Source organism: Flavobacterium sp. YO64, assembly GCF_004119505.1.
Classification (GTDB): domain Bacteria; phylum Bacteroidota; class Bacteroidia; order Flavobacteriales; family Flavobacteriaceae; genus Flavobacterium; species Flavobacterium oncorhynchi.
Genome location: NZ_NRQV01000010.1, coordinates 57311 through 73461, shown reverse-complemented (window position 1 = coordinate 73461; position 16151 = coordinate 57311). Strand labels below are relative to the sequence as shown.

Annotated in this window: 15 protein-coding genes and 1 pseudogene; 7 read left to right on the top strand and 9 right to left on the bottom strand. The window is 32.2% G+C overall.

Translation table 11 applies throughout. From position 1 onward, the window contains the following. Positions 1-47: 47 nt before the first annotated feature. Positions 48-998: an isopenicillin N synthase family oxygenase gene (locus tag BOW57_RS09230; protein WP_089055504.1), complete on the bottom strand. Its 951-nt coding sequence runs from the start codon at positions 996-998 to the stop codon at positions 48-50. A gap of 169 nt (positions 999-1167) precedes the next feature. Here BOW57_RS09230 and BOW57_RS09225 point away from each other — a divergent pair, with 169 nt between their 5' ends. Beyond that, entirely contained in the window at positions 1168-3144 is a 1977-nt protein-coding gene (locus BOW57_RS09225; protein ID WP_129053874.1) for a thiamine pyrophosphate-dependent enzyme, read from the top strand. Positions 3145-3212: 68 nt separating this feature from the next. Next, positions 3213-4955 (top strand): DUF885 domain-containing protein, encoded by a 1743-nt coding sequence (locus BOW57_RS09220; protein ID WP_129053873.1) that lies wholly within the window; start codon positions 3213-3215, stop codon positions 4953-4955. Between the two features lie 98 nt (positions 4956-5053). On the opposite strand, the gene BOW57_RS09215 is transcribed toward BOW57_RS09220, so the two are convergent. After that, complete coding sequence (locus BOW57_RS09215) at positions 5054-5380, bottom strand: glyoxalase (protein ID WP_371413521.1); 327 nt, start codon at positions 5378-5380, stop codon at positions 5054-5056. A gap of 151 nt (positions 5381-5531) precedes the next feature. Between BOW57_RS09215 and BOW57_RS09210 the strand changes: the two genes are divergently transcribed. Both BOW57_RS09210 and BOW57_RS09205 read left to right on the top strand, forming a co-directional pair. Next, on the top strand, positions 5532-5915 hold the full coding sequence (locus BOW57_RS09210; RefSeq protein WP_089055500.1) for an acyl-CoA thioesterase: 384 nt from the start codon (positions 5532-5534) through the stop codon (positions 5913-5915). An 89-nt stretch (positions 5916-6004) separates the two neighbouring features. Next, complete coding sequence (locus BOW57_RS09205; RefSeq protein WP_129053871.1) at positions 6005-6430, top strand: hypothetical protein; 426 nt, start codon at positions 6005-6007, stop codon at positions 6428-6430. 30 nt (positions 6431-6460) lie between these two features. Here BOW57_RS09205 and BOW57_RS09200 read toward each other — a convergent pair whose 3' ends face one another. Further along, positions 6461-6904, bottom strand: a complete 444-nt coding sequence (locus tag BOW57_RS09200; RefSeq protein ID WP_129053870.1) for a thiol-disulfide oxidoreductase DCC family protein — start codon at positions 6902-6904, stop codon at positions 6461-6463. A 112-nt stretch (positions 6905-7016) separates the two neighbouring features. After that, positions 7017-9182 (bottom strand): DNA mismatch repair protein MutS, encoded by a 2166-nt coding sequence (locus tag BOW57_RS09195; protein WP_129053869.1) that lies wholly within the window; start codon positions 9180-9182, stop codon positions 7017-7019. A 112-nt stretch (positions 9183-9294) separates the two neighbouring features. On the opposite strand from BOW57_RS09195, the gene BOW57_RS09190 reads away from it, so the two are divergent. After that, entirely contained in the window at positions 9295-9648 is a 354-nt protein-coding gene (locus BOW57_RS09190) for a hypothetical protein (RefSeq protein ID WP_129053868.1), read from the top strand. Positions 9649-9657: 9 nt separating this feature from the next. Then, a complete protein-coding gene (locus BOW57_RS09185) occupies positions 9658-10329 on the top strand; it encodes a uracil-DNA glycosylase (RefSeq protein WP_129053867.1) in 672 nt (223 codons plus the stop codon). 20 nt (positions 10330-10349) lie between these two features. Here the strand turns inward: BOW57_RS09185 and BOW57_RS09180 are convergent, their stop codons facing one another. The 5 genes and pseudogenes from BOW57_RS09180 to BOW57_RS09160 all read right to left on the bottom strand — a co-directional run bounded on the left by BOW57_RS09180 (position 10350) and on the right by BOW57_RS09160 (position 14675). After that, on the bottom strand, positions 10350-10736 hold the full coding sequence (locus BOW57_RS09180) for a DUF4258 domain-containing protein (RefSeq protein WP_129053866.1): 387 nt from the start codon (positions 10734-10736) through the stop codon (positions 10350-10352). A 36-nt stretch (positions 10737-10772) separates the two neighbouring features. Next, positions 10773-11971: pseudogene (locus BOW57_RS09175) on the bottom strand (alanine dehydrogenase). Between the two features lie 84 nt (positions 11972-12055). Next, the gene (locus tag BOW57_RS09170; protein ID WP_129053865.1) at positions 12056-12523 is read right to left on the bottom strand and encodes a GNAT family N-acetyltransferase; all 468 of its coding nucleotides are present in this window, start codon (positions 12521-12523) and stop codon (positions 12056-12058) included. Between the two features lie 91 nt (positions 12524-12614). Beyond that, positions 12615-13022, bottom strand: coding sequence for a tRNA (adenosine(37)-N6)-threonylcarbamoyltransferase complex ATPase subunit type 1 TsaE (gene tsaE / locus BOW57_RS09165; RefSeq protein ID WP_129053864.1), 408 nt, complete (start codon positions 13020-13022; stop codon positions 12615-12617). Positions 13023-13121: 99 nt separating this feature from the next. Beyond that, the gene (locus BOW57_RS09160; protein WP_129053863.1) at positions 13122-14675 is read right to left on the bottom strand and encodes a bifunctional response regulator/alkaline phosphatase family protein; all 1554 of its coding nucleotides are present in this window, start codon (positions 14673-14675) and stop codon (positions 13122-13124) included. Between the two features lie 219 nt (positions 14676-14894). Between BOW57_RS09160 and BOW57_RS09155 the strand changes: the two genes are divergently transcribed. Beyond that, positions 14895-16124: an HD domain-containing protein gene (locus BOW57_RS09155; RefSeq protein ID WP_089055489.1), complete on the top strand. Its 1230-nt coding sequence runs from the start codon at positions 14895-14897 to the stop codon at positions 16122-16124. The last annotated feature ends 27 nt before the right edge of the window (positions 16125-16151 follow it).

Sequence of the window (16151 nt, the reverse complement as noted above, 5' to 3'; positions counted from 1 at the left end):
TGAAAATTTGGAATTTGGAATTTTTAAAATTGAAACTTAAATAAGTTTTATTTTTTGATTAAACCTAGATCTACCAAACGTTCGTATAAATAATCACCAGCGGTAATATCATCGAACTTTTTTGGGTTTTCTTCATCAATACAATTTTCTAAACAATCTAAACGCATATCACTTACAGGATGCATAAAAAACGGCACAGAAAAACGTGAAGTTCCCCATAATTCTCTAGGAGGATTCACTACTTGGTGAATGGTTGACTTAAGTTTGTTATTAGTATGTCTAGACAACATATCTCCAACATTAATAACCAATTCGTCATCGGCTGCAATAGCGTCAATCCAGTCGCCATTGTGGTTTTGAACCTGAAGTCCTTTACCTTGAGCACCCATTAATAATGTAATCAAATTAATATCGCCGTGAGCCGCTGCACGAATTGCATTTTCTGGTTCAGAAGTAATTGGCGGATAGTGAATTGGTCTTAAAATAGAGTTTCCATCTTTTGCATATTGATCAAAATAAAATTCATCTAAACCAAGGTGTAAAGCTAATGCTCTTAATACATAAACTCCAGTTTTTTCAAGCATCTGGTAAGTTTCTTTTCCTACAGCATTAAAACGAGGTAACTCAGTAACTTCTACATTTTCAGGATATTCTGATGCGTATTTTGAGTTTTCGTCAACGTATTGGCCAAAATGCCAAAATTCTTTCAAATCTCCCTCTTTGCGTCCTTTAGCATGCTCTTTACCAAAAGAAACATAACCTCTTTGTCCGCCAATTCCAGGAATTTCATAATTATGCTTAGTTTCTACTGGCAAGGCGAAAAATTTTCTAATTTCACCATAAAGTTCGTCTACCAATTGGTCGTCAAGAAAATGACCTTTTAGGGCTACGAAGCCAATGTTTTCAAATGCACTGCCGATTTCATTTACAAATTTTTGTTTACGTTTCGGGTCGTCCGAAAGGAAATCACGTAAGTCTACACTAGGAATGTTTTGCATACTTTACATTTTTATTTAAGAAAAAAAGGCCTTTTAAAGCCTTTATATAACAAAGGTAGAGAATATTTTAGAATTGAATTTTAAAAGTTATAATAAAATTAAAATTTTATAACATAAACAAGTAAAATTGTTATATTTTTTTATATTTGATATACAAAAAACAAGAACTATGATCTTTTATAGAGAAAACCTTACAGATGGGCAGTTGTTAGACTTATACAAAAAACTGCTTAAGCCGCGTTTAATCGAAGAAAAAATGCTCATTTTAATTCGGCAGGGTAAAGTATCTAAATGGTTTTCGGGAATAGGGCAGGAAGCAATTTCTGTTGGCGTTACTTCTGTTTTAGACGAGTCTGAATATGTTTTGCCAATGCATAGAAATCTTGGAGTTTTTACTACACGAAATATTCCTTTGCACCGATTATTTTCGCAATGGCAGGGAAAAGCAAATGGTTTTACAAAAGGCCGCGATAGAAGTTTTCATTTTGGAACTCAAGAATATAATATTATTGGAATGATTTCGCATTTGGGTCCGCAGTTAGGAATTGCTGACGGAATTGCTTTAGCGAATAAACTTCAAGATAATAAAAAAGTTACCGCTGTTTTTACTGGTGAAGGCGGTACAAGCGAAGGCGATTTTCATGAAGCGTTGAATATTGCTGCAGTTTGGAAACTCCCTGTAATGTTTGTTATTGAAAATAATGGCTACGGATTGTCTACGCCAACGAAAGAACAATATTCTTGCGAGAATTTAGCCGATAAAGGAATTGGTTATGGTATTGAAAGTTATATTATAGACGGTAATAATATTTTGGAGATTTATAATAAACTGTCAAAATTAAAAGAAGTTATGCAAAACGATCCGCATCCTGTTTTGCTCGAGTTTAAAACTTTTAGAATGCGCGGTCATGAGGAAGCAAGTGGTACCAAATATGTTCCGAAAGAATTAATGGAAGAATGGGAAACTAAAGATCCTGTTGTAAATTATAGAAACTATTTAACTGAAATTGGCGTTCTTACTTCTGAGCTTGATGAAGGGTTTCACAACGAAATAAAACAGGAAATTGACGAGAATCTTGCCATCGCCAATGCTGAACCTGAAATCATACCTACTTACAGCGGTGAATTAGAAGATGTTTATAAACCATATGAATATGAAGAAGTTGTTTCGACAGCTGAAAATAAGAATATTCGTTTTATAGATGCTATTCGAAATAGTTTAGAACAATCGATGCAGCGTCATAAAAACCTTGTCATGATGGGACAAGATATTGCTGAATATGGTGGTGCTTTTAAAATTACCGACGGATTTGTAGAGTTTTTTGGAAAAGATCGTGTTAGAAATACGCCCATTTGCGAAAGTGCGGTTGTTTCGACTGCGATGGGATTGTCTATAAATAATTATAAAGCAATTGTCGAAATGCAGTTTGCCGATTTTGTTTCAACAGGATTTAATCCAATAGTCAATTTACTGGCAAAATCACATTATCGCTGGGGCGAAAAAGCCGATGTTGTAGTTCGTATGCCTTGCGGCGGCGGGACTCAGGCGGGACCATTTCATTCGCAGACAAATGAAGCTTGGTTTACAAAAACTCCGGGTTTAAAAGTGGTTTATCCTGCTTTTCCTTATGATGCAAAAGGTTTATTGAATACCGCGATTAACGATCCAAACCCAGTTTTGTTTTTTGAGCATAAGCAATTGTACAGAAGTGTACATCAAGATGTTCCTACTGATTATTATACAATTCCGTTTGGTAAAGCAGCTTTGTTAAAAGAAGGAACTTCGATAACTATCATTGCTTTTGGTGCTTCAGTGCATTGGGCGCTGGAAACGTTAGCGAAATATCCTGAAATAAAAGCTGATTTAATCGATTTAAGAACGTTGCAGCCACTTGATACTGAAACTATTTTTGCCTCAGTAAAAAAGACAGGAAAAGTAATTATTTATCAAGAAGATACTTTATTCGGAGGTATTGCAAGTGATATTTCGGCTTTGATTATGGAGGAATGTTTTGAGCATTTAGACGCTCCAGTAAAAAGAGTGGCAAGTCTTGATTCACCAATTCCGTTTACAAAAGCTTTAGAAGATCAATTTTTGCCTAAAAATCGTTTCGAAGAAGTTTTATTAGAATTATTGAAATATTGATTATAAAAATCACATTGTTTTGCATAATGAACATTTTTTTTATCTTTAAACCATAAAAAAAATGACTTATGAAAAAACTGTTTGTTTCAATTTTTGCTATTGCATTGCTTTTTTCTTGTAATAAAGGTGCTAAGTCTAATGCTGACAAAGCTTTAGATGAAAAATTTGATAAATACAAAGACGGCTTTGTAACGGCTTTGTGGGAAATTAATCCTGGCTGGGCTTCTGGTGTAGGATATCACAAGTTTGATAATCTTTTAGTTGTTCCAAACGCAGCCGAAGAAAAAAAACAACTTGATTTTGCAAATGGACAATTAGATTCATTAAAGCAGTTTAAGCTTGAAGATTTGTCAGATAATAATAAGACAGATTTTCAAATGATAAAAAATCAGCTTGAAAGTACAATTTTCAGCATTAAAGAAGTAAAATCATCGCAATGGAATCCAGCAGATTATAATGTTTGCGGTGCTTTCTCTGAAATATTAAATGGAAAATACGATTCATTAGAAGCGCGTCTTCGTGCTTTTGGTGCTAAAATGGACAATGTTCCTGCTTATTACGAAGCGGCAAAAGCCAATATTAAAAATCCTACGATAGAACACACAGAACTTGCAATTGCACAAAACTTAGGCGGTTCGACAGTTTTTGATGTTGATCTTAATGAAGCTTTGGGAAAAAGTAAATTGAGTGATTCTGAGAAAAAAGAAATGCAGGATAAGGCTAAAGTGGCTAAAAAAGCGATCACTGATTATGCTGCTTGGTTAAAAGCTTTACCGAACAAAACGCCTAGATCTTTTAGACTTGGTTCTGCATTGTATGCTAAAAAATTCAATTTTGATATCCAATCAAGCTATACTGCCGATGAGATTTACAAAATTGCAATAGATCATAAAAAAGATTTACACGATAAAATGTTTGTTCTGGCTGATAAACTTTGGGCGAAATACAAAGGAAAAGATCCAAAACCAGCTGATAAATTAGATTTAATCAAGCAGGTTATTGATAAAATATCTTTACAGCACACAACTCCAGAGAAGTTTCAATCTGAAATCGAAAAACAAATTCCTGAATTAACAGCTTATGTAAAAGCTAAAGATTTGTTATACATCGATCCATCAAAACCACTTGTAGTTCGTAAAGAACCTGCTTATATGGCGGGAGTAGCAGGAGCATCAATTTCGGCTCCGGGACCATATGATAAAAATGCCAATACGTATTACAATGTAGGAAGTATGACAGGATGGACGGCTGAAAATGCTGAAAGTTATTTACGCGAATACAACGATTATATTCTTCAAATTTTAAATATTCACGAAGCAATTCCTGGACATTATACACAATTGGTTTACAGTAATCAATCTCCAAGTATCATTAAATCTATTTTAGGAAATGGCGCTATGGTAGAAGGATGGGCGGTTTATGCTGAGAAAATGATGTTAGAAAGCGGTTATAAAAATTCTGATGAAATGTGGTTGATGTATTATAAATGGAATTTAAGAACGACCTGCAATACAATTCTAGATATTAGTGTTCACACTAAAAACATGTCTAAAGAAGCTGGAATCAGTTTATTGACTAAAGAAGCTTTTCAGCAGCAAGCTGAGGCAGATGGAAAATGGAAACGTGTAACTTTATCTCAAGTACAGTTATGTTCTTATTTTACAGGTTATACTGAAATTTATAATTTAAGAGAAGAACTTAAAAAGAAAGAAGGAGATAAATTTAATTTGAAAAAGTTCCATGAAAAGTTTTTAAGCTTTGGAAGTGCTCCAGTTAAATACATTAAAGAGTTAATGCTTTCGGAGGAATAGTTTTCTTAAAAAAAGATAGTTTTAAAAACAGGTTTGGTGAGATTAATAATCTAGCTAAACCTGTTTTTTTATGCTAAATAATTTCTGAAAACAATAATTTAATTTTCTTTTTTATCAAATTCAAACAACTGCACTTGACTTTTTAGTCTGTCAATCAATAAATTCATCATGCGCTTGTTTAAACTTGATGAATTTTTAATGTATGTATCGTATTCTTCAATCGTAAAAAGGGCCATAACAATTCCTTTTAAAGAATTTCGAAACTTAATATCTTTTTGAATCGAATTTTCTATAGTTTGGAGTTTCTTTTCGATGGTGTACGAATAAAAATCGGCTTTGTTTTTATTTACATAATTAATAAAAACGGCTATGAATAAATCATTTTGAAGCTTTAAAATAGGTCTAATTGTTTGATTTTGAAACAACTCATCTGCCGAAGATTGAGCACTTACAGTTCCTAAAGTTTCGCCTCTGAATTCTTTTAAAAAAAGTGTCTCTATCTGCCATGTTTTTTCTTTAAATTTATAAAAATTTCAAATACAAAAAACTCTATTTTTACTTTTATAAATTAAAATTATGCGATTTCATACTAGAAAGTGGGTTAAGCCCGAAGATTTAAATCCTAACGGAACTTTATTTGGAGGAAAATTATTAGCATGGATAGATGAAGAGCTGGCGCTTTATACTATAATTCAGTTAGAGAATCCGAGAGTTGTAACCAAACATATGTCTGAAATTAATTTTAGAAGTTCTGCAAGACAAGGAGATATTGTCGAGATTGGTATTGATGTGGTTAAATTTGGGAATACTTCGGTAGTTTTAAAATGTGCAGTTAGAAATATGATGACGCGTGAAACCATTATTACAATCGACGAAACTACAATGGTAAATTTAGACGAAAATGGTAAGCCTAGAGCTCACGGAAAAACTCAAATTGAGTTTGTAAAAGATCGTTTGTAAATTACTTAAATTATTATAAATGATATAAGTAAACCGCTTAACAAGTGAGTTATGAATAATGTTAACTTATGTCAAAATAAAAATATACTATGAATTTAAAATCACTTTTGTTTCTTTTTTCGGTTTTTGCAATTATTGTTTCTTGTAATTCTAAGGAAGAAAAAACAGGTTACAAACAAGTTTTTTATCGTGCTGTAACTAATAATGATACCGCAATTTTGGTTTTAAATATTAGTGATAAACGTTTTTTTGGACGTTATGAAATATTGTATAATAGGATTGGTAAAGATTCTGGAGATGTAAGAGGCGATATAAAGGGAGATACGTTTAGAGGCGATTTTCATTTTATTTCTAATGGCGGAAGCTGGAAAAGAGTTCCTTTGGCTTTTTTGCGAAAAGAAAATAAACTAGTTTTAGGAAGCGGTGTAGTGGGGACTTATATGAATCTTCCTTGCTTTTTGCCTGGAACTTTAAATTATAAAGACCCTAAATTTACTTTTGAAGAAGTTAAATAGTAAATTTAGTTTTTGATTTCAAGATGTTTTTCACAAAAACTTTGCTTTTAGTTCTGGTGTAGGAATCATGCAGCATTCTTTTTTGCCGTACCATTTGTAGCGATTAGCTGCGATGTAATCGTATATGTAATTTCGAAGTTTTTCAGGTAAAATTTTAAAGATCGTCATTATACTGTATAAACCGCCCAAATCTTCGGCAATTTCAATTACAGCGTTAGATTTATAATAATAAGCGACAGCAGGATGATACATAATTATGCTGTCAATTTTAGTTTGATCGACACCAATATAAATACAAATTTCTTTTCCTAAGTCAGATTGTAAAGCCACAAAACGAAAAGTATCTTTTTTATCGTGTTTTATAATAAATTGAACGGCGCTGCTGCATAAATTGCAAACGCCGTCAAATAGTATTATTTTTTTGTTTTCTGCAGTTTTTTGAAGCAGCGAAACAATCTCACTCTGTTTTTCCATTTTATATATGCGCTTCATTTCATCGTTTTCCGAATAAAGTCTTATTTATCTAAAAACCCATTGAAGATCAAGAATCAAGTATTAATAAACAGCCATCGCTACAAACCATCAACTATTTCTTAACAGCCTCAACAAGCTCTAATTCGTCTAAACTTACTTTTGAGGTAAAGATTCCGTAGTTTACGGTTGCTTTATTTTTTTCGATAGAATCTATGCTTCCCACAGATCTTCCGTCGAGCATTCTAACTCTGTCGCCAACTTTTAAAATAGGTTTTGGTTTTTCGATAACGGGTTTGAGTTTCTTTTCCTTTTTCTCTTTTCTAATCTCTTCGACTTTCACAGAAACTTCTGCAATTACTTCTTTTTTCTTTTCAATAATTGCTTTACTTTCTTTTGGAGTTGCTTTTTTACGTTTAGAGTTTTCGATTTCAACAATTTTTAAAAACTCACCAATAAGTTCTTTCTTGTTTTTATTGTTAAAGTACTTCTCCGCAATATCTTCTATTTTTTGACCAATGTAAATTGTTTTCTGATTGCTGTCGTATAATTCCTGATAGCTTTCTAGTTTTTGTTTGATTTTTACATTGATGTTTTCCATCTTTTTGCTTTCCTCACGTGCTCGAGTTTCTTCTTCTTTTAAATTTAAAGAAGTTTTCTCAAGCTTCGATCTTTCTTTTTGAAGTGTTGCAATGGTTTTGTCAAAGCGAACTTTTCCAACTTCGATTTTCTTCTTTGCACGGTTAATCAGCCCAAATGGGATTCCGTTTTTCTGAGCGACCTCAAATGTAAACGAACTTCCTGCTTGCCCTAAAGCCAGTTTATACATTGGTTCAAGCGATTTTTCATCAAACATCATATTTGCATTTGTAGCAAATGGCAATTCGTTTGCCAAAATTTTCAAATTAGAATAATGTGTTGTGATAATTCCGAATGCTTCACGATGGTAAAATTCCTCTAAGAAAATTTCGGCTAAAGCGCCTCCTAATTCGGGATCAGAACCTGTACCAAATTCATCAATTAAAAACATGGTTTTCTTGTTGCACTTCTTCAAGAAATAATTCATGTTTTTTAATCTGTAGCTGTATGTACTTAGATGATTTTCGATCGATTGATTGTCTCCAATATCTGTTAAAATTCGATCAAACAAAAAGGTTTCGCTTCGCTCATGCACAGGAATCAACATTCCAGATTGCAGCATCAATTGTAGTAAACCTACTGTTTTTAAGGAAATAGTTTTACCTCCGGCATTTGGACCAGAAATTACAATAATTCTATTTTCTTGTTTTAGTTCAATAGTCTGCGGATGCGTAACCTCGTTTTTTTGTTTGTTATTGAGATATAAAATTGGGTGATAAGCTTCTCTAAAAAACAATCTTCTTTCTTCTGTAATCGTTGGTAAAATGGCATTAATTCGGTTAGCGTATTTTGCTTTTCCGGCAACAACATCAATATCACTCAGGAATTCTTGATATTCAATTAAAAGCGGTAAAAACGGACGAATTGAATTTGATAACTGTTTTAAAATTCGAGTGATTTCTTCTTTTTCTTCGTATTCTAAATTACTTAATTCACGCGAGTATTTTAAAGTCGCTTCTGGTTCGATGTAAGCAATACTTCCTGTTTTAGAACTTCCTAAAATAGAACCTTTTACTTTACGACGATACATAGCAAGAACAGCCAAAACGCGTCGATTTTGAACAAAACTTTCTTTAATATCGTCCAAATATCCTAAGCTGTTGTACTGAGTTAAAGCAACACCAAAACTTTGGTTCACTTTTCCGCGGACTAAATTCATGCTCTGACGAATACTCAAAAGAGCAGGAGAGGCATTGTCTTTTATTTCCCCGTATTTGTCTACAATTGCATCAATTAAAGAAACAATGTCTTTTGTATATTCAACTCTTGAAGCTCTTGCATTTATATTGGGATAATAATCATCAAACTTTTTTAGAAAAGTAAGCAAGGTATTTGTTGTTGACGAAAGTGTGGCAATTTTTCTAAAACTTCCTACTTCTAGAAAACTGTCTTCGATTGCCAGAAATTTAATTTCGTGCGTTATTGCATCAAATCCGTGATTTGGCAATGCGTTATTATTTTGAAAAGAAGAAACGTATTCTGAAGTTTGCATTAAAGCCTGCATCAATGTTTCTTTATCTCTAAAAGGTGTTATTTGTAAAGCTTTTTCTTTTCCAATATCTGTGTTACAGCCAGCCGAAATAGTTTCGAGCACTGTTGGAAATTGTAAATCTTGTAATGTTTTTTCAGTAATAGATATCATTATATATCGTAAATTGTAAGGTTTCAAAGTTACAAAGTTTTAAAAACTAAATAGTACTATTGATTAGTAGTTTGAAAAAAACTTTGCGTAATTTGTGATAAAATTTTAATTGATGAAAAAGAAATTAGTTGATTATGATGATAATTTAGTTTTTGGAATTATTAGAAATAATATCTTGAATGGAAAATTAGAATATAAAAAGGCGAAAGTTTTTGTAAATGGTTCAGATATAGATTTTAAGAATGAGATTAATACAGATCCATATGTAATAAAAGTAGATGTTGCTGGTTTCGACGAAGAGTTAATAAAGGAAGCAGTTGTTAAAATGTCAAAAAGTTCCTTTATTGAAGGAGACGGTTTTAGTTTTTCTGCTTCTATATCTTCTGCATGGTGCAAAGAGGAGAATTGGCTGGAAATTAATATATCGCACTTTTTATTTTATACTATTTTTGATTTTAACTTATAATTTATTGGAATGAAAATTAATTTATCTCAAGATTGGCAGGGTGTTTTAAAAGACGAGATTCAAAAACCTTATTTTTCTACATTAATGGAGGCTTTAGATGTTGAGTATAAAACGCATACTTGTTATCCTCCGGCTGAGTTGATTTTTTCAGCTTTTAATAATTGCAGTTTTGCCGATTTGAAAATCGTAATCATTGGTCAAGATCCTTATCATGGAGAAGGAGAAGCCAATGGTTTGAGTTTTTCAGTAAATGATACAGTCAAAATTCCACCGTCACTTCGTAATATTTTCAGAGAAATAAATACTGACCTGGATTCGATTTTTATGCCGTCATCAGGAAATCTTGAAAAATGGGCAAAGCAGGGAATCTTACTTTTAAATGCTTCACTGACTGTTCGTAAAGATAGTCCAAATAGTCACAAACATTTAAAATGGCATCTCTTTACAGATGCTGTAATTCAGGCTGTTTCTGACCAAAAAGAAAATGTTGTTTTTCTGTTATGGGGAAGTTTTGCGCAGAAAAAAGGATTAAAAATAGATCGCTCTAAACATTATATTTTAGAATCAGGCCATCCGTCTCCTATGAGTGCCAATCAAGGAAAATGGTTTGGGAACAAGCATTTCAGTCAAACAAATGCTTTTCTAAAATCAAAAGGGATTAAAGAAATAGAATGGTTTTAAAATAGCACTTTTAAAAAGATTTATTTTTCAGTTTCTTTTTTAGTTATTTCTTCTAATACCGCTTTCTTTTCGTAGTTTACTACTTTTAGAATAATCTCTTGATTTTTAGCTGTTTTTCCTTCAATAATGTATATTTTTCCGTTTTTGAACGGAACATTACTTTGGTCAAAATCTACATCGCCATACGTCAATGTGTTTTTTACATCGGCAGTATCAACCCATTTTTCATTTAAAGTCTGAACGGCTTTATCAGAATATTGAAAAGGTTTTGTTCTTAAATCATTTAAAACTCTGGCATTTGGGAAATAGTTGCAACGAGTATCTTTACCACTAAAAATAAGGGCTACAACAAAACAACCCATTACTAAACCAATCAAATAATATGCAAAACGGTGTACGAACTTCATGAAATAAAATTTTTGCAAAGGTACATTAAAGTTCCTTTAAAATACAAGTAAATTAATATCGTTGTCTGGCAGATCAAACCAGTCGCCAATTGCTTTATTTGTTAGAATTCCATGATATAAATAAATTCCGTTTTTAAGCCCTTTGTTACATCTGATGGCGCTCTCTAATCCGCCGTCTTCAGCAATTTGATGAAGGTACGGTGAAAGTATATTGCTTATTGACAATGAAGCTGTTTTTGAATAGCGTGAAGGGATGTTTGGCACACAATAATGCAAAACATTGTTTTTAATAAAAGTTGGTTTTTCATGCGTTGTTACTTCAGAACTTTCAAAGCAGCCGCCAGTATCAATACTTACGTCAACAATAACAGCGCCTTTTTTCATGTGTTCTACCATAGTTTCAGTAACAATAATCGGGCAGCGTTCTTTGCCTCGCATGGCGCCAATCGCAACATCACAACGTCGTAATGCTTTTAATAATGCCTTTTGTTGAATGGTAGATGTAAAAATACGCTGGCTTAAATTATTCTGCAGTCGGCGTAATTTAGTGATAGAATTATCAAATACTTTTACATTTGCACCTAGCCCTATTGCGGTTTTTGCAGCAAATTCGCCAACGGTTCCTGCTCCTAAAATAACTACTTCGGTTGGAGGAACGCCGGTAATGTTTCCAAATAACAGCCCTTTACCAAATTCAGTTGTAATCATTAATTCGGCAGCGATGAGTATTGAAGCGGTTCCAGCAATCTCGCTTAAAGATTTTACAGCAGGATAAGTACCGTCTTCGTCTTTAATATATTCAAAAGCTAATGCTGTAATCTTTTTTTGTGCTAAAGCTTCAAAATAAGACCTTTTTTTGTTTTTAATTGAATTGCCGAAATGATAATAGTTTCTGGATTTATCATTTCAATTTCAGCTAAAGTAGGCGGTTCTACTTTTAATAAAAGCGGACAACCGAAAACTCTTTTAGTATCTTTAGTGATTTCTGCGCCAGCATCAGAATATTCTTTGTCTGTATAACTTGAACTTTCTCCTGCGCCAGATTCTATCATTACACGATGACCTTCATAGGTTAAAGAGTTTACTGCGTCTGGAGTCAGGCAGATACGCCTTTCCTGATAGCTTGTTTCTTTTGGAATTCCTATAAAAAGTTCTCTTTTAAAACGACCAACCTCAAGTTTTTCTTCTTGTGGAATTAATTGTTGCTTTGTAAATGGAGTTAAGGTAATTGACATGAGTTATACAAAAAATTAAGAGTACAAATTACGTAAAAAGTTTTAGAATTAGTGTAAAAATTCTGCTAATACTAAAGTCAAATGTTAAGATATTATTTTCTCCATTTTAATGTCGGCTCTTTTGTAAACCCCTGCTTCTAAAGGGATTTCTGCAAAACCAAATTTTTTATACAAATGAATTGCTGGAAGTAAAGTTGTATTAGAGTATAAAAAGAGTTTTTTTATGTCATTTTCTTTCGCAATATCGATACAATGTTCAAGTAGTTTATTACCAATTCCTAATCCTTGTGCGGTATCAGAAACAGCCATTTTGCTTAGTTCAAATGTTGAATCGTCAACTTTTAGTAAAGAAACTGTTCCAATAATTTCGTCGTTGTATTTTGCGTAGAAAATCATTCCGCCTTTGTCGATAATTTCTTCCTGAGGATTTGAAAGCGTTATTTTGTCTTTTTCTTCAACTTTAAAATATTTGATTAGCCAAGCTATATTTAAAGTTTTAATGTGCTCTTTCAGATCTTGTGAAAAAGGGATTATTTCTACGGTATTCTTCATTCTCTTTTTTGTGCTTCTTAAGTTCGAATCATTACATATTTTTAAGAGAAAAATTTACGGCAAAGATTCTTCAAAGGTATTTTTAAGTTTTTTAGACCAATTTTAATTCTCTTTTTCCATCTGCCAACAACTCAATTGTAATAGTTGAAGTATCTTCAGGAAGAAGACTTGCAATTTTTTCAGACCATTCTATAAAACACCAGTTTCCTGAATACAAATAATCATCAACACCCATATCTAGTGCTTCAGTTTCTTTATTTAAACGGTAAAAGTCAAAATGATAAACAATTTGATTGTCAGAAGTATAATATTCGTTAACCAATGAAAAAGTTGGGCTGCTGGTAGCATCTTTAACGCCTAAACTTTTACATAACTGCTTGATTAGAGTAGTTTTTCCAACACCCATTTCACCATTAAAAAGAATGATTTTTTTAGGATTTGAAGCTAAAATTTGTGTTGCTGCTTCTTGAATTTGATCTAAAGAAAAAACGATGTTCATTGTTATGTTATTTTTGCCACGAATTTCACAAATTTTCACGAATTAAAATTTACTTTTTTATATAAAATAAAAATTCATGAAATTCGAGGCGATATTTTTTTATTTCGGGTTAAAGACCAAAAACGGAATAATCATTTCTTCTAAGGAAATTCCGCCGTGCTGATAGGTGTTTTTATAATAACTCACATAATGATTGTAGTTGTTTACGTAAGCCAGAAAAAAATCATTTTTGGCAAAAATAAACGAACTGCTCATGTTTATTGCAGGTAAACCAATTGTTTTTGGCTCCTTTACTACGTAAACATCTTTTTGTTCATAAGTTAAGCTGCGACCCGTTTTATACCTTAAATTTAGACTTGTATTTTTATCACCCACAACTTTTGATGGGTTTTTTACATTTATGGTTCCGTGATCTGTTGTTAGAATTAGTTTAAAGCCTAAAAGCTGTGCTTGTTGGATAATTTCTAATAACGGAGAATTTTTGAACCAGCTTAATGTTAAGGAACGATACGCTTTATCATCTGATGCCAGCTCTTTTACAACTTCCATTTCTGTTTTGGCGTGTGACAACATATCTACAAAGTTGTAAACTACTGTAACTAAATCATTTGTTTTTAAAGCCTTGAAGTTTTCTGCTAGTTTTTTACCGCCGGCATAATTGGTGATTTTAAAATAATCTTCTTTAATGTTTAAACCCAAACGTTTTAATTGCGCCGATAAAAATTCTGCTTCGTACAGGTTTTTTCCGCCATCTTCGACATCGTTTTTCCAATATTGCGGAAATTGTTTTTCCATATCTAAAGGCATTAAACCAGAGAAAATAGCATTTCTTGCATATTGTGTTGCTGTAGGCAGAATTGAAAAATATGGAACTTCTTTTTCTAATTTGTAATAGTTAGAAATCACAGTTTCAAATGATTTCCATTGATCATATCGAAGGTTGTCGATTACAACAAATAAAATAGGTTTGTCTTTCTTTTTAAGTTCTGGAACGACTAATTCTTTGAATAAATTGTGAGACTGAATAGGCTTGTCAGCTTTTGGAGCGAACCAATCTTCGTAATTTCGTTCAATGAATTTTCCGAATTGTGAATTGGCTTCTACTTTTTGAGATTCCAGAATTTCAATCATCGCTTGATCGTTGATATTCTCTAGTTTTAATTCCCAAAAAAGCAGTTTTTTATAAAGCTCAACCCAGTCTTCGTAAGAATTAACCATTGCTAATTCCATCGAAATTTTTCTGAATTCTTTTTGATAATCTAAAGTGGTTTTCTCTGAAATCAATCTTGAATCGTCTAGATTTTTCTTTAAACTCAGTAAAATCTGATTTGGATTTACAGGCTTAATCAGATAATCGGCAATTTTAGATCCAATTGCTTCTTCCATTATGTATTCTTCTTCACTTTTGGTGATCATAATCATAGGAATAGCTGATTTTTTCTCTTTCATTTCAGAAAGCGTTTCCAAGCCGCTCATTCCAGGCATATTTTCATCTAAAAAAACGATATCAAAATTGTCTTCTTCAAATAAAGCAATTGCGTCAAGACCATTGTTACAGGTTGTTACAGCATAATTCTTTTTTTCAAGGAATAATATATGTGGCTTTAAAAGATCGATTTCATCATCGACCCAAAGTATTTTTATTTTGTCCATAAACGATTAATTTTAATGCAATTTAGAAGTATAGAACTTAAAAAGTATTAAAAATAGTATAAAATTAGGAATGTTAAATATAAATTAATTCTACTGTAATTTTTGTCTTTCCTTAAAGATTAAGAAAATACTGATGTTAAATGTCGATATTTTAAATTAAAAACTAAAACCTGTTTATAGTTAATTACTTATATTTGTTGACCAAAAAATAGCCAACTAGTGACTCATTATAACAAGCTTAAAATATTCAACGACCCTATTTACGGGTTTATTTCTATCCCGAACGAACTTATTTATGATTTAATTCAGCATCCGTATTTTCAGCGTTTGCGTCGTATTTCGCAAATGGGAATGTCGTATTTGGTTTATCCGGGAGCAAATCACACCCGTTTTCATCATGCTCTTGGCTGTATGCATTTAATGCAGAAAGCTGTAGATACACTTAGATTTAAAGGTGTTGCGATTTCTGGAGAAGAGGAAAGTGCATTGTATATTGCAATTTTACTGCATGACATTGGACACGGGCCATTTTCGCATGCGATGGAAAAAAGTATTGTGGAAGATGTAAATCACGAAGCGATTTCTTTATTATTCATGAATCAGTTAAATGATGAATTTGACGGAAAATTAAGTTTAGCCATTCAAGTTTTTAAAGGAGATTATCATCGAAAGTTCATGCTTCAATTGATTTCAAGTCAGTTAGATATGGATCGAATGGATTATCTAAAACGAGACAGTTTTTATACTGGTGTTGCCGAAGGAAATGTGAATTCTGAACGTTTAATTCAGATGATGAATGTGGTTGACGGTGTTTTGGTAATTGAAGAAAAAGGGATTTATTCAGTAGAGAAATTTTTACTTTCAAGAAGATTGATGTATTGGCAGGCTTACTTGCATAAAACAAGTTTGGTGGCTGAGTTGATTTTGATGAAAGTTTTAAAAAGAGCAAAAGAATTGACTTTAAAAGGAGTTAAACTGCCTTGCAGTGAACCGCTTTTGTATTTCATGCAAAACAAAATTACAATTGAAGATTTTGATGCTGAGAAATTGGATCTGTTTTCTCAATTAGATGATTTTGATATTATCAGTGCGCTTAAAGCTTGGCAGAAACAAGATGATTTTATTCTTTCTACTTTAAGTAAAATGCTTATAAATAGAGATTTATTGAAAATTAAGCTGAGTGCAGAGAAAATTCCGATGGAAGAATCACAATCTTTAAAAGAAGAATTTGCTGAAGAACATCATATTTCACAGTTAGAAGCAGGTTACTTTATATTTAGAGGAAAAATTAAGAATCAGGCTTACAGTAAAGAAGCGGAACCGATTCGAATTTTGAAAAAAGACAAAACAATTGAAGATGTTGTAGAAGCTTCTGATCAGTTGAATTTGAAATCGTTATCTAAATTGGTGACAAAATATTACATCTGTTTTCCAAAACAACTTATCTAAAATTAACATTTAAAATCTATTTTTTAT